Annotated in this window: 26 protein-coding genes and 1 pseudogene; 25 read left to right on the top strand and 2 right to left on the bottom strand. The window is 52.6% G+C overall.

Translation table 11 applies throughout. The features are described 5' to 3' along the window. From AC4ED1_RS07305 to AC4ED1_RS07295, 3 genes are all read left to right on the top strand, one after another. Nucleotides 1-261 (top strand): beta-barrel domain-containing protein (locus tag AC4ED1_RS07305; RefSeq protein ID WP_490937169.1); only part of this gene is annotated, 261 nt, incomplete at its 5' end. A gap of 21 nt (nt 262-282) precedes the next feature. Continuing rightward, nucleotides 283-627, top strand: a complete 345-nt coding sequence (locus tag AC4ED1_RS07300) for a hypothetical protein (RefSeq protein WP_490937167.1) — start codon at nt 283-285, stop codon at nt 625-627. Nucleotides 628-728: 101 nt separating this feature from the next. Further along, nucleotides 729-947 carry a class IIb bacteriocin, lactobin A/cerein 7B family gene (locus AC4ED1_RS07295; RefSeq protein WP_490937165.1) on the top strand — a complete coding sequence of 73 codons (219 nt, stop codon included), beginning with the start codon at nt 729-731 and terminating at the stop codon, nt 945-947. Between the two features lie 43 nt (nt 948-990). Here AC4ED1_RS07295 and AC4ED1_RS07290 read toward each other — a convergent pair. Beyond that, nucleotides 991-1,291: pseudogene (locus tag AC4ED1_RS07290) on the bottom strand (IS4 family transposase); the annotation flags it as partial. 1,372 nt (nt 1,292-2,663) lie between these two features. On the opposite strand from AC4ED1_RS07290, the gene AC4ED1_RS07285 reads away from it, so the two are divergent. The 5 genes from AC4ED1_RS07285 (at nt 2,664) to glyA (ending at nt 6,239) form a co-directional block, all read left to right on the top strand. After that, nucleotides 2,664-2,945, top strand: coding sequence for a class IIb bacteriocin, lactobin A/cerein 7B family (locus AC4ED1_RS07285; RefSeq protein WP_490937163.1), 282 nt, complete (start codon nt 2,664-2,666; stop codon nt 2,943-2,945). Nucleotides 2,946-3,429: 484 nt separating this feature from the next. Continuing rightward, nucleotides 3,430-3,888, top strand: a complete 459-nt coding sequence (locus AC4ED1_RS07280) for a low molecular weight protein arginine phosphatase (RefSeq protein WP_490937161.1) — start codon at nt 3,430-3,432, stop codon at nt 3,886-3,888. Between the two features lie 23 nt (nt 3,889-3,911). Then, the gene (gene rpiB, locus AC4ED1_RS07275; protein WP_490937159.1) at nt 3,912-4,382 is read left to right on the top strand and encodes a ribose 5-phosphate isomerase B; all 471 of its coding nucleotides are present in this window, start codon (nt 3,912-3,914) and stop codon (nt 4,380-4,382) included. Beyond that, complete coding sequence (locus AC4ED1_RS07270; protein WP_490937157.1) at nt 4,376-4,927, top strand: TIGR01440 family protein; 552 nt, start codon at nt 4,376-4,378, stop codon at nt 4,925-4,927. Before rpiB ends, AC4ED1_RS07270 begins: the two co-directional genes overlap by 7 nt. Before the next feature lie 61 nt (nt 4,928-4,988). Beyond that, nucleotides 4,989-6,239: a serine hydroxymethyltransferase gene (glyA, locus tag AC4ED1_RS07265; protein ID WP_490937155.1), complete on the top strand. Its 1,251-nt coding sequence runs from the start codon at nt 4,989-4,991 to the stop codon at nt 6,237-6,239. A 73-nt stretch (nt 6,240-6,312) separates the two neighbouring features. Here glyA and AC4ED1_RS07260 read toward each other — a convergent pair whose 3' ends face one another. Then, nucleotides 6,313-7,089: a potassium channel family protein gene (locus AC4ED1_RS07260; RefSeq protein ID WP_490937153.1), complete on the bottom strand. Its 777-nt coding sequence runs from the start codon at nt 7,087-7,089 to the stop codon at nt 6,313-6,315. 320 nt (nt 7,090-7,409) lie between these two features. Here AC4ED1_RS07260 and upp point away from each other — a divergent pair, with 320 nt between their 5' ends. The 17 genes from upp to nuoH all read left to right on the top strand — a co-directional run bounded on the left by upp (nt 7,410) and on the right by nuoH (nt 21,388). Next, entirely contained in the window at nt 7,410-8,039 is a 630-nt protein-coding gene (upp, locus tag AC4ED1_RS07255) for a uracil phosphoribosyltransferase (protein ID WP_490937151.1), read from the top strand. Nucleotides 8,040-8,053: 14 nt separating this feature from the next. Continuing rightward, on the top strand, nt 8,054-9,196 hold the full coding sequence (wecB, locus tag AC4ED1_RS07250; protein ID WP_490937149.1) for a non-hydrolyzing UDP-N-acetylglucosamine 2-epimerase: 1,143 nt from the start codon (nt 8,054-8,056) through the stop codon (nt 9,194-9,196). Between the two features lie 104 nt (nt 9,197-9,300). Beyond that, nucleotides 9,301-10,485 carry an acetyl-CoA C-acetyltransferase gene (locus AC4ED1_RS07245; RefSeq protein ID WP_490937147.1) on the top strand — a complete coding sequence of 395 codons (1,185 nt, stop codon included), beginning with the start codon at nt 9,301-9,303 and terminating at the stop codon, nt 10,483-10,485. A 277-nt stretch (nt 10,486-10,762) separates the two neighbouring features. Then, nucleotides 10,763-11,161 (top strand): ATP synthase subunit I, encoded by a 399-nt coding sequence (locus AC4ED1_RS07240; protein WP_490937145.1) that lies wholly within the window; start codon nt 10,763-10,765, stop codon nt 11,159-11,161. Continuing rightward, the gene (atpB, locus tag AC4ED1_RS07235) at nt 11,161-11,913 is read left to right on the top strand and encodes a F0F1 ATP synthase subunit A (RefSeq protein ID WP_490937143.1); all 753 of its coding nucleotides are present in this window, start codon (nt 11,161-11,163) and stop codon (nt 11,911-11,913) included. Before AC4ED1_RS07240 ends, atpB begins: the two co-directional genes overlap by 1 nt. 69 nt (nt 11,914-11,982) lie before the next feature. Continuing rightward, nucleotides 11,983-12,204 (top strand): F0F1 ATP synthase subunit C, encoded by a 222-nt coding sequence (atpE, locus tag AC4ED1_RS07230; RefSeq protein ID WP_490937141.1) that lies wholly within the window; start codon nt 11,983-11,985, stop codon nt 12,202-12,204. Nucleotides 12,205-12,303: 99 nt separating this feature from the next. Beyond that, on the top strand, nt 12,304-12,792 hold the full coding sequence (atpF, locus tag AC4ED1_RS07225) for a F0F1 ATP synthase subunit B (RefSeq protein ID WP_490937139.1): 489 nt from the start codon (nt 12,304-12,306) through the stop codon (nt 12,790-12,792). Next, nucleotides 12,786-13,334, top strand: a complete 549-nt coding sequence (locus AC4ED1_RS07220; protein ID WP_490937137.1) for a F0F1 ATP synthase subunit delta — start codon at nt 12,786-12,788, stop codon at nt 13,332-13,334. Before atpF ends, AC4ED1_RS07220 begins: the two co-directional genes overlap by 7 nt. Nucleotides 13,335-13,348: 14 nt before the next feature. Further along, nucleotides 13,349-14,857: a F0F1 ATP synthase subunit alpha gene (gene atpA, locus AC4ED1_RS07215; RefSeq protein ID WP_490937135.1), complete on the top strand. Its 1,509-nt coding sequence runs from the start codon at nt 13,349-13,351 to the stop codon at nt 14,855-14,857. Between the two features lie 42 nt (nt 14,858-14,899). Next, nucleotides 14,900-15,757, top strand: coding sequence for an ATP synthase F1 subunit gamma (gene atpG, locus AC4ED1_RS07210; RefSeq protein ID WP_490937133.1), 858 nt, complete (start codon nt 14,900-14,902; stop codon nt 15,755-15,757). Nucleotides 15,758-15,779: 22 nt separating this feature from the next. Then, nucleotides 15,780-17,186, top strand: coding sequence for a F0F1 ATP synthase subunit beta (gene atpD, locus AC4ED1_RS07205; protein ID WP_490937131.1), 1,407 nt, complete (start codon nt 15,780-15,782; stop codon nt 17,184-17,186). Between the two features lie 34 nt (nt 17,187-17,220). Then, nucleotides 17,221-17,637, top strand: a complete 417-nt coding sequence (locus tag AC4ED1_RS07200; RefSeq protein WP_490937129.1) for a F0F1 ATP synthase subunit epsilon — start codon at nt 17,221-17,223, stop codon at nt 17,635-17,637. Between the two features lie 133 nt (nt 17,638-17,770). Beyond that, complete coding sequence (locus tag AC4ED1_RS07195) at nt 17,771-18,139, top strand: NADH-quinone oxidoreductase subunit A (protein WP_490937128.1); 369 nt, start codon at nt 17,771-17,773, stop codon at nt 18,137-18,139. After that, the gene (locus tag AC4ED1_RS07190) at nt 18,130-18,678 is read left to right on the top strand and encodes a NuoB/complex I 20 kDa subunit family protein (RefSeq protein ID WP_490937127.1); all 549 of its coding nucleotides are present in this window, start codon (nt 18,130-18,132) and stop codon (nt 18,676-18,678) included. The genes AC4ED1_RS07195 and AC4ED1_RS07190 overlap by 10 nt, the downstream gene beginning before the upstream one ends. After that, nucleotides 18,675-19,280 (top strand): NADH-quinone oxidoreductase subunit C, encoded by a 606-nt coding sequence (locus AC4ED1_RS07185; protein ID WP_490937125.1) that lies wholly within the window; start codon nt 18,675-18,677, stop codon nt 19,278-19,280. The genes AC4ED1_RS07190 and AC4ED1_RS07185 overlap by 4 nt, the downstream gene beginning before the upstream one ends. 9 nt (nt 19,281-19,289) lie before the next feature. Beyond that, nucleotides 19,290-20,393 carry an NADH-quinone oxidoreductase subunit D gene (locus AC4ED1_RS07180; RefSeq protein ID WP_490937123.1) on the top strand — a complete coding sequence of 368 codons (1,104 nt, stop codon included), beginning with the start codon at nt 19,290-19,292 and terminating at the stop codon, nt 20,391-20,393. Continuing rightward, nucleotides 20,393-21,388 (top strand): NADH-quinone oxidoreductase subunit NuoH, encoded by a 996-nt coding sequence (gene nuoH, locus AC4ED1_RS07175; protein ID WP_490937121.1) that lies wholly within the window; start codon nt 20,393-20,395, stop codon nt 21,386-21,388. The genes AC4ED1_RS07180 and nuoH overlap by 1 nt, the downstream gene beginning before the upstream one ends. The last annotated feature ends 9 nt before the right edge of the window (nt 21,389-21,397 follow it).

Here is a 21,397-nt window from a genome sequence, read left to right as displayed (position 1 = left end):
AGATACAACTTTTTGGCTCTCCCACATAAAGAATATGGCGAGTTAAAGGGGACTGTGCGTAAAATCAGTTCCGACGCTACGATTGACCAACAGGGAAACAGTTTTTACATGGTTGAAGCGACAATCGAAAACAAACCTCTTTATGACCATAAGGGTCGGGAAGCGAATCTAAAGGTGGGGATGGTTGCGGAAGCCAGCATCGTAACAAAAAGCAAGAAAATCTTATTTTATTTGCTCGAAAAAATCAACCTCAAGGAGTAGGGTGGAGGGAGAGCGTTGAAATTGACCGACGAACTGAAAGACCGTTGGAAGCAAACCCATGAAAGGCTGGAAAGAGATGTTTTCAAAACCTGGCAAATCAAGTATGGGGAACATGTAATAAGAATCGACAATTTTTTAGATGAGGAAAAATTATTTGTGGATGGCCAATTATTGGATCATAATAAAAGGAAGCATGCATTGGAACGGTTTATTCCATACCACACCTTGAAATCACAGTTCGTGGATAACCGAGGGCGAACTGTCAATGTTCATGTGACCTTGGGCGGTTTTATTACATTGAATTGTAAAGTTTGGGTCAATAATCAGTTAATTTTCAAAGACAAGTATCGTATATCTATTTTTTGATCACTGCATTTACGTCACTAGATTACTAAAAAATGCAACTTTGCGAAGTAAAATATTCCCTTTGTTTATGGTAGCTTCATAGACGAAGGGAGGTGACAAGAATGATGAAGGAACTTACTTTTGAAGAAATGCAAACGGTTTACGGTGGTGTACGAAATTGGGGACGTGTCGCTCTTGGAGTTGCTGTATTGGCAGGGGTAGCGGCCGCAGGTATTGCCAATCCAGCTGCGGGTGTTATTCTGAGACACACAGCGGGAAGAGTCGGAACAGCTATGATTGTTACCGGTTTTTATGGTTCAAATGTTGCTTACTCCCGATAAATTTATCAGTAAGGAAGGGAAGGAACTTCCTTCCCTTATTAACTCAACTGTCGCAGCTTAATTGTGCGCACAAACCCCTTGATATAATTGGGCAAACTTAAAATCCATTGTTGGAGTTGACTAAAAACGACAAACTGATCCCGTTTGGATTTGGCTTCCGTGAACTCTAAAAAGAATGCAGTCTCAGATGTTGCAAAGCAATTTTGAGATCCAAATCCCGAACTTCGTCGGAAAACAAGGGGAACAGACCGCCCAACGATCGCGTATCGTTCGCGACGACGTTCCCATTCCATCACGAGATAACGCGTAAACACGATGACTGTGTATCTGATGAGCATGTTAAATATTAAAAATGTGGACAAACAATTCGGCCTTTTTGCTGCGGCCCTGTCGAAGAACGTAATCATCGACGAGGAAAGCACTTATCCGGGAATTGGAGGTAAGGAAATTAAACTGTTCAACTACCTTCAGACTTAGGACATGCAAACATTGTCGCCATGCAAATCACGGGTAGTTAAGAAACGACTGACCACGTCCTTGCCAAGCAAGGACAGGCGTTGATCGCTTTGAAGCAGACGGAACCAGTTTCGCCCACAAACACGAGCGTAAAGATAAACAGGAAGGTGGAGAATACAGCAGAAGTTCGTTCCTCGCCCTTTTTCAGACAGAGATTCGAGATTTTTCGATAAGAAATCTTATATCAAGACTTAGGACAGATTTTCCGGTGTGAAAGTTGAATTATTAATATAATAAATGTCACACTGCATATTTTGGGGAACACGTTCAAAATGATAGGGGGTAGTTTATAGTGTATTATATTTTGACCATTGTCGTTGGTATATTGTGCGTACTGTTCGGAGTTACAAACTTAAAAAAAATCGATAAAAGTAAAAGAAAAGCTATGATCATCATATACAGTTTTATAGCTTTAGCTGTTTCCGGTTTAATTTATGATCACTTTTACCCTCAATTCTTTACTGAGAATGGTCAACTCACTATGATCATAAGTTTAATTTTGTCTACAGCAATCATTTCATATGCATTTTATATTCGTAAAAAAGCTTAGTATGATCGATAGTATTTTAGCCAGGAGAGAAAACCTGATGGTTCATTCTTTGAATATTGAAGTCAACAAAACCATAAGTTTGAGAATATAGTTTCTTTTCGAAAAAGAATAAATCAACTTTTATTCATCGAGAATTAAATCAACTTGTTAACTATCTGGATAGCATCAATACTAGAAAATGTGGTCCAATAATTTCTGCTGCCTGGGGTACAACCCATTATTGATGTTTATATCAGAGTAAACCTTTCACGTTTATAGGTGCTTTTCAATGTTTTTTTGTCAAACAGGGTGGGAGAAGATATGATCTTTACATTGATTTTGTTAGGTTTACTTGTGGTTTTGTTGCTCCTGTTGATTAAAGACTGGGAATTGGTAAAAAAAGTTTTTTTAAAAATTGATCAAAAATACAAAAACCCTCTCGTAAGGGTTATTTTGAAATTTTTCGTTGTTATATTTTGGTTTGTAACTTATTTCCCATTCTTATAGTGAAGATAAGGAAGATGAGATGATTAGATAACTGACTTCTTTCAGAAAGCCGAATTATGTTTTGTGGATGACCACTTGTTGGATCATAATAAAAAATGCAACTTTGCGAAGTAAAATATTCCCTTTGTTTATGGTAGCTTCATAGACGAAGGGAGGTGAATCGAATGCAAATGGTTGCAAGACTTCACTACAATGAGGCCGTTTTTAACCGCGTAAATTTCAGTGAACTCAATCAAGAAGAACTTGAGAATGTCCGCGGTGGAGTGGCTCCGCTTGTGGTCTATGCGGTTCGTATTGGAGGTGGAGCAGTAGTTGGGGGCATTGCTGGTGGCGTAAGTAGCTATATCAGCACTGGTCGCGTAAGTGGTCGGGCCGTTCTGGCGGGGGCAGCCGCTGGTGCAATTGGTGGTGCATGGGGCGGCTGGTTGAAAATTAAAGGTTTCTAATCAATTGTTTCTACACTTTCACATTCGCTATACAGAAGTGAAATCGGCAGATCAAGGATGTGAGAACATGCGAAATGTCATTAGTGAAAGCCTTACATTCACCTTGCCTCTTATGGGAGCGTTGATCGCATTATACTGGCCAAACACGCTGCTTACTATTAAAGCCGTTGGTATAAGTGGATTGGTGAGTTTCCTTCTGTATGGCTTATACATCTACTTTGTAGACAAATTTCTGGAAATATGAACAGACCATGCCGCTTTCCGAAATCGGGGGCGGCATTCTTGTTCCCAACACGCTACCTGCCCATTGAATCACTGATCGGTGTCTGTTCAGAACATGCGTTCCTTCATTGACAAACACCGCCGCGTTTACGAAAAGAGCCCATACAAGAACACCGTACAAGAGCGTTTTTGCGCGAACAACCATACTGCATTATACTGGACATTAAGGAAAAATTGTTCGTCGACAGGCGGGGGTGTTCGGGTGTATCGCGTTCTATTTGTATGTACGGGCAATACGTGCCGGAGTCCGATGGCCGAAGCGCTTCTCAAAAAGAAACTGGCGGATCTGGAAATCGCCAATGTTGAAGTCCGGTCGGCAGGGGTGGCGGCGGCAGCCGGAAGCCCCGCCTCGGCCGGGGCGCTGAAGGCGTTGCGGCAACGCGCAATCGAGGGGGACGAGCACCGCTCGCGGATGTTTACCGAAGAGTTGGGGGCGTGGGCGGATCTGATCCTGACGATGACCGCTTCCCATAAAAATTTTTTGGGAGCGATGTTTCCGCAGTTTCTCGATAAGGTATTTACTTTGAAAGAGTATGTGGGCGAGGAATCCGGCCATGATATTTCGGACCCGTTCGGAGGCGATCAGGAGGTCTACGAAGCGGTGGCACGGGAGATCGAGCAGGCGGTGGAAAAGCTTGTCGAAAAAATACGGCAAGGGTAAAATTGAGCGAAGGGGGGATACGGATGAAAGTGGCGATCGCGGCGGATCACGGCGGTTTTGCCTTAAAAGAACAGATCAAACACGTGTTGCGGGAAATGAATGTGGACGTGCACGACTTCGGGACCGACAGCGAACAGTCTGTCGATTATCCGGATTACGGCATCAAAGTGGCGGAAGCTGTGGCGGGCGGCGAGTTCGACCGCGGGATTCTGATCTGCGGGACGGGACTTGGCATGTCGATTGTGGCCAACAAGGTTCCGGGAATCCGCTGCGCGGTGGTGCATGACTGTTTTTCCGCAAAGGCGACCCGCGAGCACAACGACACCAACGTATTGGCCATGGGGGGCCGCGTCATCGGCCCGGGGCTTGCCGGGGAAATTGTCCGCATTTGGCTGACGACCGATTTTACAGGCGGCCGGCATGCAAAGCGGTTGGATAAAATCCGCCGGATTGAAGAGAAATACGGACAGGAAGAAGGCGTCTGCGGATGTTAGACCTGGAGGCCATCACGAAAGCGACGCGGCAAGCGATCGATGAATTGCAGCAAGCGGCTCGTTTGACATCCGATCAGATCCTTGTGGTCGGCGCTTCCAGTTCGGAAGTGATCGGCGAAAAAATCGGGTCGGCCGGTTCGGTGGAAGTCGCCGCCGCAATCGTCGAAGCGGTTCTGGCAGCGCGGGAACAGTACGGGTTCCATGTGGCGTTCCAATGCTGCGAGCATTTGAACCGTGCGCTGGTGGTGGAGCGGTCGACTCTGAAGGCGTTTGGACTGGAAGAAGTGGCGGTGGTGCCGGTTCCGCAGGCGGGCGGTGCGGTCGCGGCGGCGGCGTTTCGCCGTCTGAACGATGCGGCGATGGCGGAGCGGATTCAAGCCCATGCCGGCATCGACATCGGAGACACGTTGATCGGCATGCACCTCCGTCCCGTTGCGGTTCCCGTCCGCCCGAGCGTCAAAACGATCGGACAGGCGCATGTGACAATGGCCAGCACCCGCCCGAAACTCATCGGTGGAGCGAGAGCCGTGTACATAGTGACGTAAAGGTTGTCCGTGGCACTTGAGGGTTGAACGGGGAAAATCCTGTGTTAAGAGGAGAGGTATTATGAAACATATCCGTTTAGTTGACAGCGAAGTGGCGGCGGCGATCAGCAAAGAGCTCCGGCGCCAGCAGACCAAGATCGAATTGATCGCGTCCGAAAATTTCGTGAGCCGTGCGGTCATGGAAGCGATGGGAACCGTACTGACCAACAAGTATGCGGAAGGGTATCCGGGCAAGCGGTATTACGGCGGATGCGAATATGTCGATATTGTAGAGAACTTGGCGCGGGAACGCGCTAAGAAAATTTTTGGCGCCGAACATGCCAACGTGCAGCCGCATTCGGGAGCGCAGGCCAATACGGCCGTCTATTTCGCTTTTTTGAAGCCGGGGGATACGGTGCTCGGCATGAACTTGGCCCATGGCGGCCATCTGACCCACGGTAGTCCGGTGAACATCTCCGGGCAATATTACAACTTTGTGCCATACGGCGTGGACGAGACTACGCACCGGATCGAGTATGACGCGGTTTACCGCCTGGCGGAGCAGCACAAACCGAAGATGATCGTGGCAGGCGCTTCCGCTTATCCGCGGGTGATCGATTTTGCCAAGCTTCGGGAGATTGCCGACTCCGTTGGGGCGTACTTGATGGTCGACATGGCGCATATCGCCGGGCTGGTCGCGACGGGTCACCATCCGAGTCCGGTGCCGTTCGCCGATTTTGTCACCACGACCACGCACAAGACGCTGCGCGGCCCGCGCGGTGGCATGATCCTTTGCAAGGAAAAATACGCGAAAGAGATCGACAAGGCGATTTTCCCGGGGATTCAAGGCGGTCCGCTGATGCATGTGATCGCGGCGAAAGCGGTCGCGTTCGGCGAAGCGCTGCGTCCGGAGTTCGCACAATATTCGCAAGCGGTGGTCGACAATGCGCAGGCGCTCGCCAAGGCTTTGATCGACCGCGGATTCAACCTGGTATCCGGCGGAACCGACAATCACCTGATTCTGATTGACCTCCGCAACATCGGTCTTACGGGCAAAGAAGCGGAAAAGCTGTTGGACGAGATCGGGATCACAGTCAACAAGAACGCGATACCGTTCGATCCGCAAAGTCCGTTCGTGACCAGCGGCATTCGGATCGGCACGCCGGCTGTCACCACGCGCGGCTTCGATCGGGAAGCGATGGTGGAGGTCGCCGATATCATCAACCTCACCCTCCGCAACGGTGCGGACCAACCGAGCCTGAACGAAGCGATGCGCCGTGTGCGTGCGCTTTGCGAGAAATTCCCGCTGTACGAAGGCTTGGAGAACGAATAACCCGGAGAACAAATTAATGGAAAAAGGCCGTGTTTGCGGCCTTTTTTGCTGGACTGTCAGCGCTTTCCCCTTTTTAGCGGGCTTCTTCCTCATCGACCTGTACGGGCTTGTCGGGCGGAACGGGCTGCGAATTGTCTTTTGCCGCCGTCTGCTCCTTTTTCAATTCCAGCAGGGATTCCATGTAGCGGATCAGGAGTCTGATCTCGGCTTCCGTCAAATCGTGAAACCGGTCCAATTCCTGTTGGATATGTTTCACCCCGCTTGGCACGTCAGCATCGTTTTTGGTCAAAAAATGGGTGGCGATCGTCCCGGAAATCATTCCGATCGTCCCGATGCCGACCAGCATCAGGATCACCGCCACGATTCGCCCCACACCGGTCTTCGGGGAGATGTCCCCGTATCCGACGGTTGTCGTGGTCACGATCGCCCACCATAAACCGTCCGAAAGCGTATGGATCTCCGGTTCGACGATTTCGACTATCGTAGCCCCAACGACGATCATGATCAGGGTAAAAACAAGCATCTTTGACAACCCGTTGGTATGTATCACCAAAAATAACGGTTTTGCGTAGCGATACACATATACGCTCAACCGGAACACCCGGAAAAATTCGAAGATCCGAAACGAACGGAACAGGTTGTCCAGCGGGATCAAAGCGATCAGGCTGAAAATGTTCGCTTTCACAAATTTCTTTTTGTCGTCCGCCCGCCACAGGCGGACCGCATAATCGATCACGAAAACAATCCAGATGAGAAAGTCGATTTGCTGCGCGTGCGGAAAATCCACCATCGGAATCGATACCGCGACGATGATGAGAATCAGCATAAGAATTTCGTATACTTTCAGCAAAATGGGAAATCCCTCCTATTCGCCTGAGTCCATTTTACTATGAATCAGCCAACATCGACAGAATGAAATAACAGGTTTCTATTTAAACAGAATGAAATAACAGGTTTCTATTTAATAAGGAAAAGAGTGTTAATAAAATAAATGAACGGCGGTGGAACAAAAAAAGCGGCCACGCAATGTTGCCGCCTTACTCCTGCAGCCGAAAATGCCGAAAAAACGGATACCGGAAAGATTGGAAAGTAGCACCATAAAATCCGCTTTGTTATAATTAGGATGATTCAGTCGGGGAGCACCTCAGTTTACCGAAGGAGATTCAGAAAATGGGCAAAGTGCATTCGTTCGACCATCCTTTGATTCAACACAAACTGACGTACATACGCGACGAAAATACCGGTACCAAGGAATTCCGCGAGCTGGTGGAAGAAGTGGCGATGCTGATGGCCTACGAGATCACCAAGGATTTGCCGCTGATGGAGACGATGGTGAAAACGCCGGTTTCGGAAGCCAAAACGAAAGTGATCGCAGGCAAAAAATTGGGCCTGGTGCCGATTCTGCGGGCGGGACTCGGCATGGTGGCCGGGATCTTGCGGCTGATTCCGGCGGCCAAGGTCGGGCATATCGGTTTGTACCGCGACCCGGAAACGCTGCAGCCGGTTGAATACTATTACAAACTCCCGACCGACGCGCAGGAACGGGACCTGATCGTGATTGATCCGATGCTGGCCACCGGCGGGTCGGCCGTTGCCGCCATCTCGTTTTTGAAACAACGGGGAGTCAAAAACATCAAACTGATGTGCCTGATTGCCGCCCCGGAAGGGATTGCCGCCGTCCAGAAGGCGCATCCGGAAGTCGACATCTATGTGGCGGCCGTCGACGAGAAACTGAATGATCACGGATACATAGTTCCGGGCCTGGGCGACGCGGGAGACCGTCTCTTTGGCACCAAATGACGAGGAGAGCGCAAATGGAACCGATTCGGGTACTGACAGTGTTTGGAACGCGACCGGAAGCGATCAAGATGGCTCCGCTTGTCAAAGCGTTGGAAAAAGCGGCGCCGGCGATCGAGTCGAAGGTCTGTGTGACTGCGCAACACCGGCAGATGCTTGACCAAGTGCTGGATATTTTTCGCATCAAACCGGATTATGATCTGGACATCATGGAACCCCGGCAAACCCTTACGGGGATCAGCGTTAAAGCGCTGAAAGGGCTTGCGGACGTGCTGGCTGAAGTGAAGCCGCACATCGTGCTTGTGCACGGGGATACCACGACGACGTTCGTGGCGGCGCTGGCCGCTTTTTATCAGCAGGTGGCAATCGGGCACGTCGAGGCGGGGCTTCGTACATACGACAAATATTCGCCGTTTCCGGAAGAGATGAACCGTCAGTTGACGGGAATCCTTGCCGATTTGCATTTTGCCCCGACCCGCGAGTCGGCAAAGAATCTTCTGCAGGAACACAAGCGACCGGACTCTATCTTTGTAACCGGCAACACCGCGATTGATGCGATGAAGACCACCGTCAGGGCGGATTATTCGCATCCGATCCTTGACGCGCTTGGCAGAGACCGGCGGTTGATCTTTATGACGGCGCACCGCAGGGAAAACATCGGGGAGAAAATGGAGAACATCTTCCGAGCGGTCCGCCGGATCGTGGAGGATCACGAGGATGTGGCGCTTGTGTATCCCGTCCATCTCAATCCGGCCGTTCAGGAACCGGCAAGAGCGATATTGGGAGGGCACCCCCGGATACACCTGATCGATCCGCTGGATGTGGTGGATACGCATAACTTCATGTCCCGCGCGTACCTGATTTTGACAGATTCTGGCGGGATTCAGGAAGAAGCGCCGTCACTGGGGGTGCCGGTGCTCGTGCTGCGGGATACGACGGAGCGTCCGGAAGGTATTGCCGCCGGTACGTTAAAATTGGCCGGCACGGAGGAGGAAACCGTCTATGCTTTGGCGTACAAGTTACTTAACGATCCGCAGGCACACCGTGCCATGTCGATAGCGGCAAATCCGTACGGGGACGGCCGGGCCGCCGACCGAATCGTACAGGCTATTCTCCATCATTACGGACTTGGAGGACGTCCGGACGAATTCGAAGTGTAAAGATGGTTACGCTTCCGGGTTCGTGCATGAAGGATGGAAGCAGCCGGCAGAATAAGAGGGGGATTTTGGCAATTCAATTTTACGGGAGAGGCAGGAGGATTCAAATGGGAAAACAAGCGGTAATCGTAAGTGCGGTTCGCACAGCCATCGGCAGTTTTCAAGGGTCATTGGTCGGGATTCCGGCAACCGAACTGGGGAGCATCGTCATCAAAGAAGCGCTGGCACGCGCCGGAGTCAGCCATGAACAAGTCGATGAAGTAATCATGGGCAATGTGTTGCAGGCCGGACTCGGCCAGAACCCCGCGAGGCAGGCGTGGGTAAAAGCGGGTTTTCATGAATCGGTTCCCGCCATGACGATCAACAAAGTCTGCGGTTCCGGCCTGAAAGCGGTCATGTTGGCGGCGCAGGCGATCAAAGCGGGAGACGCCGACGTGATTTTGGCCGGCGGCATGGAGAACATGAGCCGGGCGCCTTATCTGCTGGAAGGCGCGCGTGCCGGTTTCCGGATGGGAGACGCAAAAGCGGTCGACTCGATGATCCGGGACGGTTTGTGGTGTGCATTCTCCGATTACCACATGGGAATCACGGCGGAAAACATCGCGGAAAAATACGGGTTGAGCCGCGACGAGCAGGACGAGTTTGCCGCCTGGAGCCAACAAAAGGCGGAAGCGGCGATCAAGGCCGACCGCTTCAAAGAAGAGATCGTTCCTGTCGAAATTCCGTCGAAAAAAGGCGAACCCGCGGTGTTTGACAAAGACGAGTTTCCGCGTGCCGGCACCACGAAAGAGGTGTTGGCGAAGCTCCGCCCCGCATTTAAGAAAGACGGCACGGTAACAGCCGGAAACGCGTCCGGGATCAATGACGGAGCTGCCGCTTTGCTCGTCATGTCAGAAGACAAGGCGTCCGAACTTGGGTTAAAACCGCTTGCCCGCATCACAGCCTCGGCGTCGGTCGGTCTGGATCCGTCGGTCATGGGGCTGGGGCCGATTTTTGCTACTCGCAAAGTGTTGGAAAAAACAGGCCTGCGCATGGACGACATCGACCTTGTCGAAGCGAACGAAGCGTTCGCGGCTCAATCCCTGGCGGTCGGCAAAGATTTGGCGATTCCCCGCGAGAAACTGAACGTAAACGGCGGGGCAATCGCCCTTGGACACCCGATTGGAGCCAGCGGGGCACGCATTCTGGTTACATTGCTTCATGAACTGCAAAAGCGGGGCAGCAAACGCGGACTTGCCACCCTTTGCATCGGTGGCGGACAGGGTGTGGCCATGATTGTCGAACGGGATTGACGGGACACGTGACGCAAATCCGGCCGGTTGCCCGCCAAAGCGGTTGCACTTTGGCGGGGGGCCGGTATTGCATTGCGCCGGTATGGTGAGGCAATCGGCAGGCTGTTTGGCGAAGTTTGACAGAAATGTGAACGTTCCGTGAAGGCTGTATAGATACGGGAAAAAGTGGGTAGGTACCTCGTTGACAATTAAACTTACTATATTGTACGATTGTCTAGGTCGATTTCACCACGAGGTACAACCGTTTTACATAGTGAAACACCAGGAGCCGTTGCGTATGGAAGATGCCAAAAAGTTCGTTCGGCGGACGGTCAGGTTTACGCTCTATATCACAGTGGTGTGGATGGTGCTATGGGGGATTGTACCTGCATGGAAATCGGTTTTCTCAGGTTTGGCAATCGGATCGGCGGCAAGCGTTTACTTTGCCGTAAGTCTTGCCAGGCAGGCCGAAATGGCAGCCACGGTCGCAATGCAGGGCGGCGGGAAGAAGCCCGTGATGCCGGTTTTCTCCCGGATTGCGGCGATCGCTTTCGCTGTGATGATTGCGAATAAACTGGCCTATCCGAATGTCTACGCGATGATTTTTGCACTCTTCACTTATCAGATCGTCATTTTCGTAGACATATGCGTGCATAGGGGACAAGGCAAAGATTCCAAGCCGGAAGGGGTGAAATGATGGAACATTTATTTCCAACGATTGAACTTTTCGGTCTGAAGCTGAACCTGACGGTGGCGCTGATGTCGGTGATCGCATCGGTCGTTGTCGCGCTGATTGCCGCGTCCGCTGTCAGGCGTCTGGATATGCGCCGGCCAAGCGGGATGCAGAACTTCCTCGAAATGATTGTCGACTTCATCCGGGGGTTGGCAAAGGACACCGTCGGCGCGAAACACGCGGACACATGGGTGCCGCTTGGGTTGACGCTGTTCATTTGGATGTTTGTGTCAAACCAGATGGGGCTGATCACCAATATTACGGCCCATGCCCATCATGGTTTGGGAATTGAGAGAGAGGGGCACTACACGTTCTGGATGTCTCCGACGGCCGATTTGACCGTGGCGATGACAATGGGGATCACGATGGTGCTCTTGAGCCATTTGGTGGGGCTCAGCAAACCGGGGCAATATTTTAAACACTGGGTGGAACCGAATCCGCTGATGCTGCCGCTCCATCTGGTTGAAGAGCTTCCCAAGTTTTTGACGCTGGGCCTTCGTCTTTTCGGCAACATTTTTGCCGGTGAAGTTTTGCTTGGCATTCTGGTGGGCATCCCGGCCTCGCTGGGCTGGGTGGCCGGAGGCATCGCGGGCGGGATCCCGATGTTGGTCTGGCTGGCTTATTCCATGTTCGTCGGGACGGTTCAGGCGTTCGTCTTCACGGTCCTGACCCTCGTGTATATCGGGCAAAAGATTCCGCACGATGAACATCATTAATCGCTTGTTGACACTATGCTTTTGACACTATTTTCAATTGAATGAAAAATCCAAGGAGGTTGCATTCAGATGAATTTGACAGTTCTTGCGGTAGGTTTGATTATGGGTCTTGCTGCAGTTGGTGCAGGTATCGGGAACGGTTTGGTATTGAGCCGTTATATTGAAGGGATTGCTCGTCAGCCGGAAGCACGCGGCCTGCTGTTCACCCAGGCGTTGATCGGTCTCGGTCTCGTCGAGGCGCTGCCCGTTATCGCGCTGGCTATTGGTCTGATCCTCTTCGGTCGAATCTAATCGAAAACGAGACTCGCAGGAGCTCGTTAGGCGGGACGAGACAGACTTGTCCTCGCCTTCGTTTTGTCCTTTGTCTCTCGAGAAAGGAGTGAAAAACAGGTGGAGTTTTACTTGGGCAATGCCATATTCCAACTGATCGTTTTCGGGCTGTTGTTCCTCTTCCTCAAGCGGGTTGCGTTCGGTCCGTTGATGAAGACGATGAACGAGCGGCAGCAATATATCGAGAATCAAATCGCCGCTGCGGAGCAAAACCGCGAGGAAGCGGAAAAATTGGCAAAGCAGCATCAGGAGGCGATTCAAGCGGCCAAGAAAGAAGCGGCTGACCTGATGGAAAACGCCCGTCGCACAGGTGAAAAGCAAGCGGCCGAGATCATCGCCGCAGCCGAGGCCGAAGCGAAGCGCATCAAGGAAGAGGCGGTTTCCGACATCAACCGCGAGAAGGAACTTGCGATCGCGGAGCTCCGCGGGCAGGTCGCCGAATTGTCCGTACTCCTTGCGGGAAAAATCATCGGCAAGGAAGTGGATGCGGCCAAGCACAAGGCGCTTTTTGACGAAGCGGTCAAGGAGATGGGGGAACGCGTATGCTAGGGGGTGCAGTTGCCAAACGGTACGCGGATGCCCTGTTCTCCATTGCGAAAGAACAGGATAACGTGGATGGCGTGGAAGCGGACCTGGCAATCATATTGGCCGTATTGCAGGATCATCCTCAACTGAGACGTATTCTCCAGCATCCCGGAATCTCGTCGGATGTGAAAAAAAAGCAAGTGTCGGAGTTGTTCGGAAAAGCGGTTTCCGCCACGACGCTGAACACTCTCTGCTTGTTGTTGGATCGTCGCCGTGAGAATCAACTCGAAGGCATCTACGAAGAATACACGCGGTTGGCCAATGAGCACAGAGGTCAAGTGAAAGCCCATGTTGAAACGGCAGTGCCGTTGTCCGAAACCGATTTGCAGGATCTGGGGGAAAAGCTTGGTGCCGCTTGCGGCAAGAAACTGGACATCACCGCTTCCGTCAACCCGGATCTGATTGCGGGCGTTCGCTTGAAAGTGGGCGACCGGGTGATCGATGCGAGTGTGAAAGGGCAATTGGAGCGTTTTAGTCAGAATCTCAAGCGGAACCAAGTACGGTAGATAGGGGTGAAAAAATGAGCATTCGTCCTGAAGAAATCAGTGCGTTAATCAAACAGCAGATTGAAAACTACCAATCTGATATCCAAGTATACGATGTGGGCACCGTAATCCAAGTGGGTGACGGGATTGCGCGTATCCATGGGCTTGAAAAAGCCATGGCTGGCGAGTTGCTCGAATTCCCGAACGGCGAGATCGGGATGGCGTTCAACCTGGAAGAAGACAACGTCGGTTGCGTTGTCTTGGGAAGGGTAACGGGTATTAAAGAAGGCGACATCGTGAAGCGTACCGGTAACATCGCGCAGGTTCCAGTAGGGGAAGCGTTGATCGGCCGGGTCGTCAACCCGTTGGGGCAGCCGGTTGACGGACGCGGGCCGATTGAAACCAAGGAATTCCGTCCGATCGAATCCCCGGCGCCGGGCGTTATCGACCGGAAATCCGTGCATGAACCGCTGCAAACAGGCCTTAAAGCGATCGATTCGATGATTCCCATCGGACGCGGCCAGCGGGAATTGATCATCGGCGACCGCCAGACCGGTAAAACGGCTGTTGCCATCGATACCATCATCAACCAAAAGGGCCAAGGCGTAGTATGTATCTATGTTGCGATCGGCCAGAAGCAATCGACCGTGGCGCAAGTAGTGGAGACGCTCCGTAAGCATGGCGCGATGGAATACACCATCGTTGTAACCGCGTCCGCATCCGATCCGGCGCCGCTCCTGTTCCTGGCTCCGTACGCCGGATGCGCCATGGGCGAACACTTCATGTACAAGGGCGGTCACGTGCTCTGCGTCTATGACGACCTGTCCAAGCAAGCGGCCGCATACCGCGAACTGTCTCTCTTGATGCGCCGTCCTCCCGGACGCGAAGCGTTCCCGGGCGACGTGTTCTACTTGCACTCCCGTTTGCTCGAGCGTGCGGCAAAACTTTCCGACAAACTGGGCGGCGGTTCCCTGACCGCATTGCCGTTCATTGAAACCCAAGCGGGTGACGTATCCGCCTACATTCCGACCAACGTGATCTCCATCACCGACGGCCAGATTTTCCTCGAATCTGACCTGTTCTATTCCGGTGTCCGACCGGCGGTTAACGTTGGATTGTCGGTTTCCCGTGTCGGTGGCGCCGCACAAATTAAAGCGATGAAAAAAGTCGCCGGTACACTCCGGCTTGAACTTGCGCAATACCGTGAATTGCAGGCGTTCGCCCAGTTCGGTTCCGACCTGGACAAAGCGACCCAAGCCCGCTTGAACCGCGGCGCTCGGTTGACCGAGCTTCTCAAGCAAGGACAATACCAGCCGATGCCTGTCGAGAAGCAGGTGATCTCGATTTGGGCCGGAACAAACGGCGCATTGGATGATATTGCTGTTGAAAACGTACGCCGTTTTGAAAGGGAGTTTCTGGCGTTTGTCGACACCAATTACCCGCAGATTCCCAAGGCGATCGCCGAAACGAAAGACCTTTCGGAGGAAACGGTCAGCCTGCTGAAAGAAGCGGTTGCCAAATTCAAAGCGACGTTTGCAGGTTAATCGGGGCCCGATGGGAGTCGCTCACAAAGGTGGTGAAACGAGATGGCTAGCGCACGTGATATACGGCGCCGTATTCGAAGCGTTAAGAATACCCAGCAAATCACAAAGGCGATGAAGATGGTTGCGGCCGCCAAATTGCGCCGGGCGCAGGAACGCGTCACCCTGGCGCGTCCTTACACGGCAAAATTGGAAGAAGTGATCGGCAGCATCGCAAAGGCGGGCGGTGTCCGTCATCCGATGCTTGTGAAACGCCCCGTGAAAAAAGTGGGGTATGTGATCATCGCCGGGGACCGCGGGCTTGCCGGTTCCTTCAACGCGCAGGTAATCCGCCACGCGATAAACGAGTTTCGGGACAAATCCAAGGACGAGTATGTAATTTTTGCGATTGGGCGCAAGAGCCGCGACTTCTTCGCAAAGCGCGGATACCCGATTGTCGGGGAGATCACGGGCTTGTCCGATTTTCCGACCTTCGCGGATATCAAACGCGTGACGGAAGCGGTGGTCAAAATGTATGAAGACGGCATATACGACGAAGTGCATTTGATTTTCAACAAATTCAACTCCCCCATCTCGCAGGTGCCCGTGACGAAACAGATTCTGCCCTTGCAAGATGTCGGAGGAGAAGCGGCCGGCAAACCAAACGCAAACTATCTTTATGAGCCTTCGGAGGAAGGAGTGCTCGACGAACTCCTTCCCAAATATGCGGAAACACTCATTTACTCTGCGTTACTTGAATCGAAAGCTTCCGAACACGGTGCCCGCATGACTGCGATGGGCAATGCGACCGACAATGCGACCGAGATGATTTCGACGCTGACATTGGCGTTGAACCGGGCTCGCCAAGCGGCGATCACCACGCAGATCACCGAGATTGTCGGCGGCGCGGAAGCTTTAAAATAGGCGGATGATAGGAGGGGCAATGATGAATACTGGACGTATTGTACAGGTAATGGGTCCGGTCGTGGACGTTCGGTTCCCGGAAGGCCAGCTTCCCGAATTGAACAACGCGCTGACGATTAAGCATAAAGCACAGAATGAAAATGAAGTCGATATCAATCTGACGGTTGAAGTTGCCGTACACCTGGGGGACAATGTGGTTCGTACTGTTGCCATGTCCAGCACGGACGGCCTTGTCCGCGGCATGGAAGTTGTTGACACCGGAGCGCCGATTTCCGTTCCGGTCGGTACGGGAACACTGGGTCGGATTTTCAACGTTCTCGGCGAAACCATCGATGAACAAGGGCCGGCGCAAGTGGAAGAAAGACACCCGATTCACCGTCCGGCCCCCGAGTATACGGACCTTTCAACGAAGGTCGAGATTCTCGAAACCGGGATCAAAGTTATCGACCTGCTCGCCCCTTACATCAAGGGCGGCAAGATCGGCCTGTTCGGCGGCGCGGGTGTGGGAAAAACCGTTACCATGCAGGAATTGATCCACAATATTGCAAAGCAGCACGGGGGTTACTCCGTATTCGCGGGTGTGGGTGAACGGACCCGCGAAGGGAACGACCTGTACCATGAAATGAAAGATTCCGGCGTTATCGACAAGACGGCGATGGTCTTCGGCCAGATGAACGAGCCGCCGGGCGCGCGTCTGCGGGTTGCGTTGACAGGGCTGACAATGGCGGAGTATTTCCGCGATCGGGAAGGAAAAGACATCCTGTTGTTTATCGACAACATTTTCCGTTTCACCCAGGCGGGTTCCGAAGTGTCCGCCCTGCTCGGACGGATGCCGTCCGCGGTGGGTTACCAGCCGACTCTTGCGACCGAAATGGGTCAACTGCAAGAGCGGATCACTTCGACCAAAAAAGGTTCGATCACCTCGATCCAAGCGATTTACGTTCCGGCCGACGACTACACCGACCCGGCACCGGCAACGGCGTTCGCGCACCTGGATGCGACCACCAACCTGGAACGGAAGATTGCCGAACTCGGGATTTTCCCTGCGGTTGACCCGCTTGCTTCCACTTCCCGCGCGCTGTCTCCGGACATTGTCGGCGAAGAGCATTATCAGGTGGCGCGCGGCGTGCAGGCGGTTCTCCAGCGTTACCGCGAACTGCAGGATATCATCGCGATTCTGGGGATGGACGAACTGTCCGATGAAGACAAGCTGACGGTTGCCCGTGCCCGCAAGATTCAAAACTTCCTGTCGCAGCCGTTCCATGTCGCCGAACAGTTCACCGGCACGCCGGGCGTTTTCGTACCGGTCAAGGAAACGGTGCGCAGCTTCAAAGAAATTCTCGAAGGCAAGCATGACGACATTCCCGAAGTTGCGTTCCGGTATCGCGGCACCATTGATGAAGTGGTGGAAGCGGCCAAGAATATGTAATCCTAGGTCGCCAAGGCCGTAGGAGGGTAGTGAAATGAAAACCGTTCCACTTGAGATCGTTACGCCTGACCGTAAGGTGTTCGGCGATGATGTACAGATGGTGATTGCACGCGGAGGCGCCGGGGATTTGGGCATTCTTCCCGGCCATACGCCGCTGGTCACCACGCTTAAGATTTCGGCTGTTCGGATCAAGATGAAAGACGGGGGCGAGCAGTTGGTTGCCGTGTCGGGCGGTTTTATGGAAGTGAAACCGGAGAAAGTGACAATCCTGGCGGAAGCGGCCGAACTGCCGGAAGAAATCGATGTCGATCGGGCCGAGCGTGCTCGCCAGCGTGCGGAACAGCGTTTGGCGGCTTCAGGCCAGGAAAACTTCGATTTCCGCCGGGCTGAACTCGCGCTGCAACGCGCCTTGAACCGTCTGCAAGTCGCGAAAGGGAAAGTACCGAAATAAGCGGGAAAAAGCCCACCTGCAAGGAAGAGGTGGGCTTTTTGCAGTGATTTTTGTCATTCCTGTGAACATTTTATATGGTATAATGATATCGGTCTGTGAAAACTTTCTCAATTAATCACTGGAGGAGTGCCTTATGTTTGCGTATTGGAACAGTTATATTTTTGTAACATTGTTCCTCCTGTTGGGCATCATACTCCCCGTTGGCTCGCTGATGGTGCTCGGACCCCTCTTGCGTCCGAAGAAACCGACCGCGGAAAAGCTGACGACCTATGAAAGCGGTCTCGAACCCTTCGGAGAAGCGCAAGTCCGTTACAACATCCGATACTATTTATTTGCGCTTTTGTTTGTCGTGTTTGACGTAGAAATTCTCTTCTTGTATCCGTGGGCGGTTTCGTTCATGGATCTCGGGCTGTTCGGCCTGGTGGAAGTCCTGATTTTCATCGGACTTCTGGTGGTGGGCCTGGCATACGCTTGGAAGAAGAAGGTGTTGGAATGGACGTGATAAAAGGATACAGCCAGCAACCGCGCGTTGAGTTTGAGGGATTCACTCCCGAGGAATCGATGGAACTGCAACAGGCGGGTGTTTTTGTTGGCGCTTTGGAACAGTTGAAAGCATGGGCGCGAAGCAACTCGCTATGGCCGATGACCTTCGGGCTTGCCTGCTGCGCGATTGAAATGATGGGGACCGGTGCGTCCCATTATGACCTCGACCGGTTCGGGATTATCTTCCGTGCGTCCCCCCGTCAGGCGGACTGCATGATCGTCTCGGGAACGGTAACGAAAAAAATGGCCCCTCTGATCAAGCGCTTGTACGATCAGATGCCGGAACCCAAATGGGTGGTGGCAATGGGATCGTGTGCAACCGCGGGCGGCCCTTATGTTCGTTCTTACTCGGTCGTCAAGGGGGTCGACCAGTTTGTTCCCGTCGATGTGTACATCCCGGGATGCCCGCCGTCTCCTCCCGCGTTGATCTATGGACTGAACAAGCTCCAGGAGAAAATTCGATTGGAGGCTAAAGGAAAGAAGGTGCCTCGGACGTGACGGAAGAGAAGAAAGTAAATGGGCAGCAGCCCGCTTTGGCGGAAGCGGATCCGAAGAAACAGGATTCGCCGAAACCGGCTGCCGCACAAGCGGATGCGCCGGCGGAAGCGGAGAAGCCGGATCCCAAGAAAGAAGAAGCGCAGGAAACACTTGAAAAATTCCGCGCTCTGATCGTCGGCAAATTCGGAGAAGATGTGTTGGAAGAAGTCGTGTTGGCGAAATATCAACCGACCTATGTGATCAAACGCGACCGCTGGCGGGATGTCGTCGAATTCCTGCGCTACAATAGCGAAACGCTGTTTGATTATCCGGAAGTGATGGCGGGAACCGATTATCCGGCCAAGGGTTATATCGAAGTGGTTTTGTATCTCTATTCGATGAAGCATGGGTATTTTATCACGCTTAAGACAAGAACTCCGCGCGACCATGCGGAAGTTCCGTCGCTCACCCCGATTTATCAAGGCGTGAACTGGGAAGAACGGGAGATCTACGATTTGCTGGGCGTAACCTTTACGGGACACCCGGACTTGCGCAGAATCATGCTGCCTGAAGATTATGAGGGCCATCCGCTGCGCAAAGACTTCAGTGTGTGGAAGGAGTAGTGGGGGAACATGGCCGAAATTCGCACAGAAGAAATGTTATTGAACGTCGGTCCCCAACACCCCAGTACACACGGAGTGTTTCGGGTTGTGGTGAAGATCGACGGCGAGATCATCACGGAAGCGACTCCGGTCATCGGCTATCTGCATCGCGGCACGGAAAAGCTGGCGGAAGACCTGCAGTATCCCCAGATTATTCCGTACTTTGACCGCTTGGACTATCTTGCCGCCATGCTGAACAACCATGCGATCGTCAATGCGGTTGAGCAGGCGATGGATATTCAAGTGCCGGAGCGTGCCGAATATTTGCGCGTGATTGTGGCGGAACTGAACCGGGTGGCGTCGCATCTCCTGTTTCTGGGCGCTTACTTGCTGGACCTGGGGGCGATGAGTCCGTTCCTGTACGCGTTTCAAGAACGCGAGCAAATCTGTGAGTTTTTCAACAAAATCTGCGGCGCCCGTCTCACTTACAACTATATGCGGGTCGGCGGCGTCAAATATGACGCTCCCGAAGGCTGGCTCGCTGAAATTAGAGCTTATATTCCGCATTTCAGGGAAAAATTGAAAATGTATCATGATCTGGTAACCGGCAACGAAATTTTCTTGAGCCGCGTAAAAGGGATTGGCGTATATGACGCGGAAACGGCGATCAACCACGGCTTGTCCGGAATCAACCTGCGGTGTACGGGATTTAAGTGGGATCTTCGCAAAAACAAACCGTATTCGATTTATGACCGGTTTGATTTTGAAATCCCGGTCGGGGAAAATGGAGACTGCTTCGACCGCTATATGTGCCACATGCGTGAAATGGAAGAGTCGATCAAGATTGTGGAACAGGCGCTTGAGCAAATCCCGGAAGGTCCGGTCATGGGAAAAGTGCCGAAAATCATCCGCGTGCCTGCAGGCGAATACTATGCGGCCGTCGAAGCGGCAAAAGGCGAACTGGGCGTTTACATTGTGTCCGACGGCAAGGAGAAACCGTACCGCTTGAAGATCCGCCGTCCGTCCTTCGCTAACCTGCAGATTCTCCCAAGTCTCTTGAAGGGGCAAAACATGGCCAACTTCATTGCGATCCTGGGGGCGACTGACATTGTTCTTGGGGAGGTTGATTCGTAATGTTTGATTGGATCAATCAACCTTTTACGCCCGCCACCGTATTGGGGATGGTGATCGGCGGCGTAATCGTTCTGGGCGTTGTGCTTGGAGTGGTTGCGTATTCCATCTATTTTCAGCGGAAGCTTATCGGTTGGATGCAAGGGCGCATCGGACCGAACCGGGTTGGTCCGGTTGGATTGTTTCAGCCGTTTGCCGATATTTTGAAGCTGTTGATCAAGGAAGATATTGTGCCCGCAAAAGCGGACCGCCTCATGTTCCTGATCGCTCCGATGATCACATACGTGCCGGCGTTCATGGTACTGGCGGTGATTCCGTACACGGCGAAACATTTGTTCACGGCGGAATTGAATGTGGGCGTCATCTACTATATTGCGCTTTCCTCCATCTCCATCATCGGGATTGTATTGGGAGGCTGGGCGTCCAACAACAAGTATTCGATGATCGGCGGCCTCCGGTCGGCGGCGCAGCTGATCGCGTATGAAATTCCGCTTGCCCTGTCGATTTTGGGTGTTGTATTGATGGCGGGATCGATGAACATTGTCGAAATCGTCAAGGCGCAGGAGAATTTTCCGTATGTGTGGTATGTGGTGCCGCAGATTTTGGGATTTGTCGTTTTCATTATCGCGGCGACCGCCGAGTTGAACCGGACTCCGTTTGACTTGCCGGAAGCCGAATCGGAACTGGTGTCTGGATACTTTACCGAGTACTCCGGTTTCCGGTTCGCGTTCTACATGCTGGCGGAATACGTGTATACCGTAGCCATGGCCGGACTTGCCGCCGCCTTGTTTTTCGGCGGATGGTCGGGACCGTTTCTGCCCGGCTGGTTATGGTATGCGATCAAGGCATTCGCGTTTATCTTCCTGATGTTCTGGTTGCAGGCAACTTTCCCGCGCGTCCGCGGCGACAAGCTGATGAGCTTCAGTTGGAAAGTTCTGATACCGTTGGCGCTGCTGAACATCATCATCACTGCGGTCTTTAAACTCGTGGTGGCGTAAGGGGTGAGA

This window comes from Effusibacillus sp. SKA8 (genome assembly GCF_058273125.1).
The sequence above is the reverse complement of the archived record's forward strand: the minus strand, read 5'-3'. Positions and strand labels throughout refer to the sequence as shown.

What these genes read in the sequence shown, in the direction of transcription:
- AC4ED1_RS07195 (WP_490937128.1), top strand. Translation starts at nt 17,771, where the DNA reads ATGTTTGCGTATTGGAACAGTTATATTTTTGTAACATTGTTCCTCCTG.
- nuoH (WP_490937121.1), top strand. Translation starts at nt 20,393, where the DNA reads ATGTTTGATTGGATCAATCAACCTTTTACGCCCGCCACCGTATTGGGG.
- atpD (WP_490937131.1), top strand. Translation starts at nt 15,780, where the DNA reads ATGAATACTGGACGTATTGTACAGGTAATGGGTCCGGTCGTGGACGTT.
- AC4ED1_RS07180 (WP_490937123.1), top strand. Translation starts at nt 19,290, where the DNA reads ATGGCCGAAATTCGCACAGAAGAAATGTTATTGAACGTCGGTCCCCAA.
- AC4ED1_RS07200 (WP_490937129.1), top strand. Translation starts at nt 17,221, where the DNA reads ATGAAAACCGTTCCACTTGAGATCGTTACGCCTGACCGTAAGGTGTTC.
- AC4ED1_RS07220 (WP_490937137.1), top strand. Translation starts at nt 12,786, where the DNA reads ATGCTAGGGGGTGCAGTTGCCAAACGGTACGCGGATGCCCTGTTCTCC.
- atpG (WP_490937133.1), top strand. Translation starts at nt 14,900, where the DNA reads ATGGCTAGCGCACGTGATATACGGCGCCGTATTCGAAGCGTTAAGAAT.
- AC4ED1_RS07295 (WP_490937165.1), top strand. Translation starts at nt 729, where the DNA reads ATGATGAAGGAACTTACTTTTGAAGAAATGCAAACGGTTTACGGTGGT.
- rpiB (WP_490937159.1), top strand. Translation starts at nt 3,912, where the DNA reads ATGAAAGTGGCGATCGCGGCGGATCACGGCGGTTTTGCCTTAAAAGAA.
- atpA (WP_490937135.1), top strand. Translation starts at nt 13,349, where the DNA reads ATGAGCATTCGTCCTGAAGAAATCAGTGCGTTAATCAAACAGCAGATT.
- AC4ED1_RS07240 (WP_490937145.1), top strand. Translation starts at nt 10,763, where the DNA reads ATGGAAGATGCCAAAAAGTTCGTTCGGCGGACGGTCAGGTTTACGCTC.
- wecB (WP_490937149.1), top strand. Translation starts at nt 8,054, where the DNA reads ATGGAACCGATTCGGGTACTGACAGTGTTTGGAACGCGACCGGAAGCG.
- atpE (WP_490937141.1), top strand. Translation starts at nt 11,983, where the DNA reads ATGAATTTGACAGTTCTTGCGGTAGGTTTGATTATGGGTCTTGCTGCA.
- AC4ED1_RS07285 (WP_490937163.1), top strand. Translation starts at nt 2,664, where the DNA reads ATGCAAATGGTTGCAAGACTTCACTACAATGAGGCCGTTTTTAACCGC.
- AC4ED1_RS07270 (WP_490937157.1), top strand. Translation starts at nt 4,376, where the DNA reads ATGTTAGACCTGGAGGCCATCACGAAAGCGACGCGGCAAGCGATCGAT.
- AC4ED1_RS07245 (WP_490937147.1), top strand. Translation starts at nt 9,301, where the DNA reads ATGGGAAAACAAGCGGTAATCGTAAGTGCGGTTCGCACAGCCATCGGC.
- atpB (WP_490937143.1), top strand. Translation starts at nt 11,161, where the DNA reads ATGGAACATTTATTTCCAACGATTGAACTTTTCGGTCTGAAGCTGAAC.
- upp (WP_490937151.1), top strand. Translation starts at nt 7,410, where the DNA reads ATGGGCAAAGTGCATTCGTTCGACCATCCTTTGATTCAACACAAACTG.
- AC4ED1_RS07190 (WP_490937127.1), top strand. Translation starts at nt 18,130, where the DNA reads ATGGACGTGATAAAAGGATACAGCCAGCAACCGCGCGTTGAGTTTGAG.
- glyA (WP_490937155.1), top strand. Translation starts at nt 4,989, where the DNA reads ATGAAACATATCCGTTTAGTTGACAGCGAAGTGGCGGCGGCGATCAGC.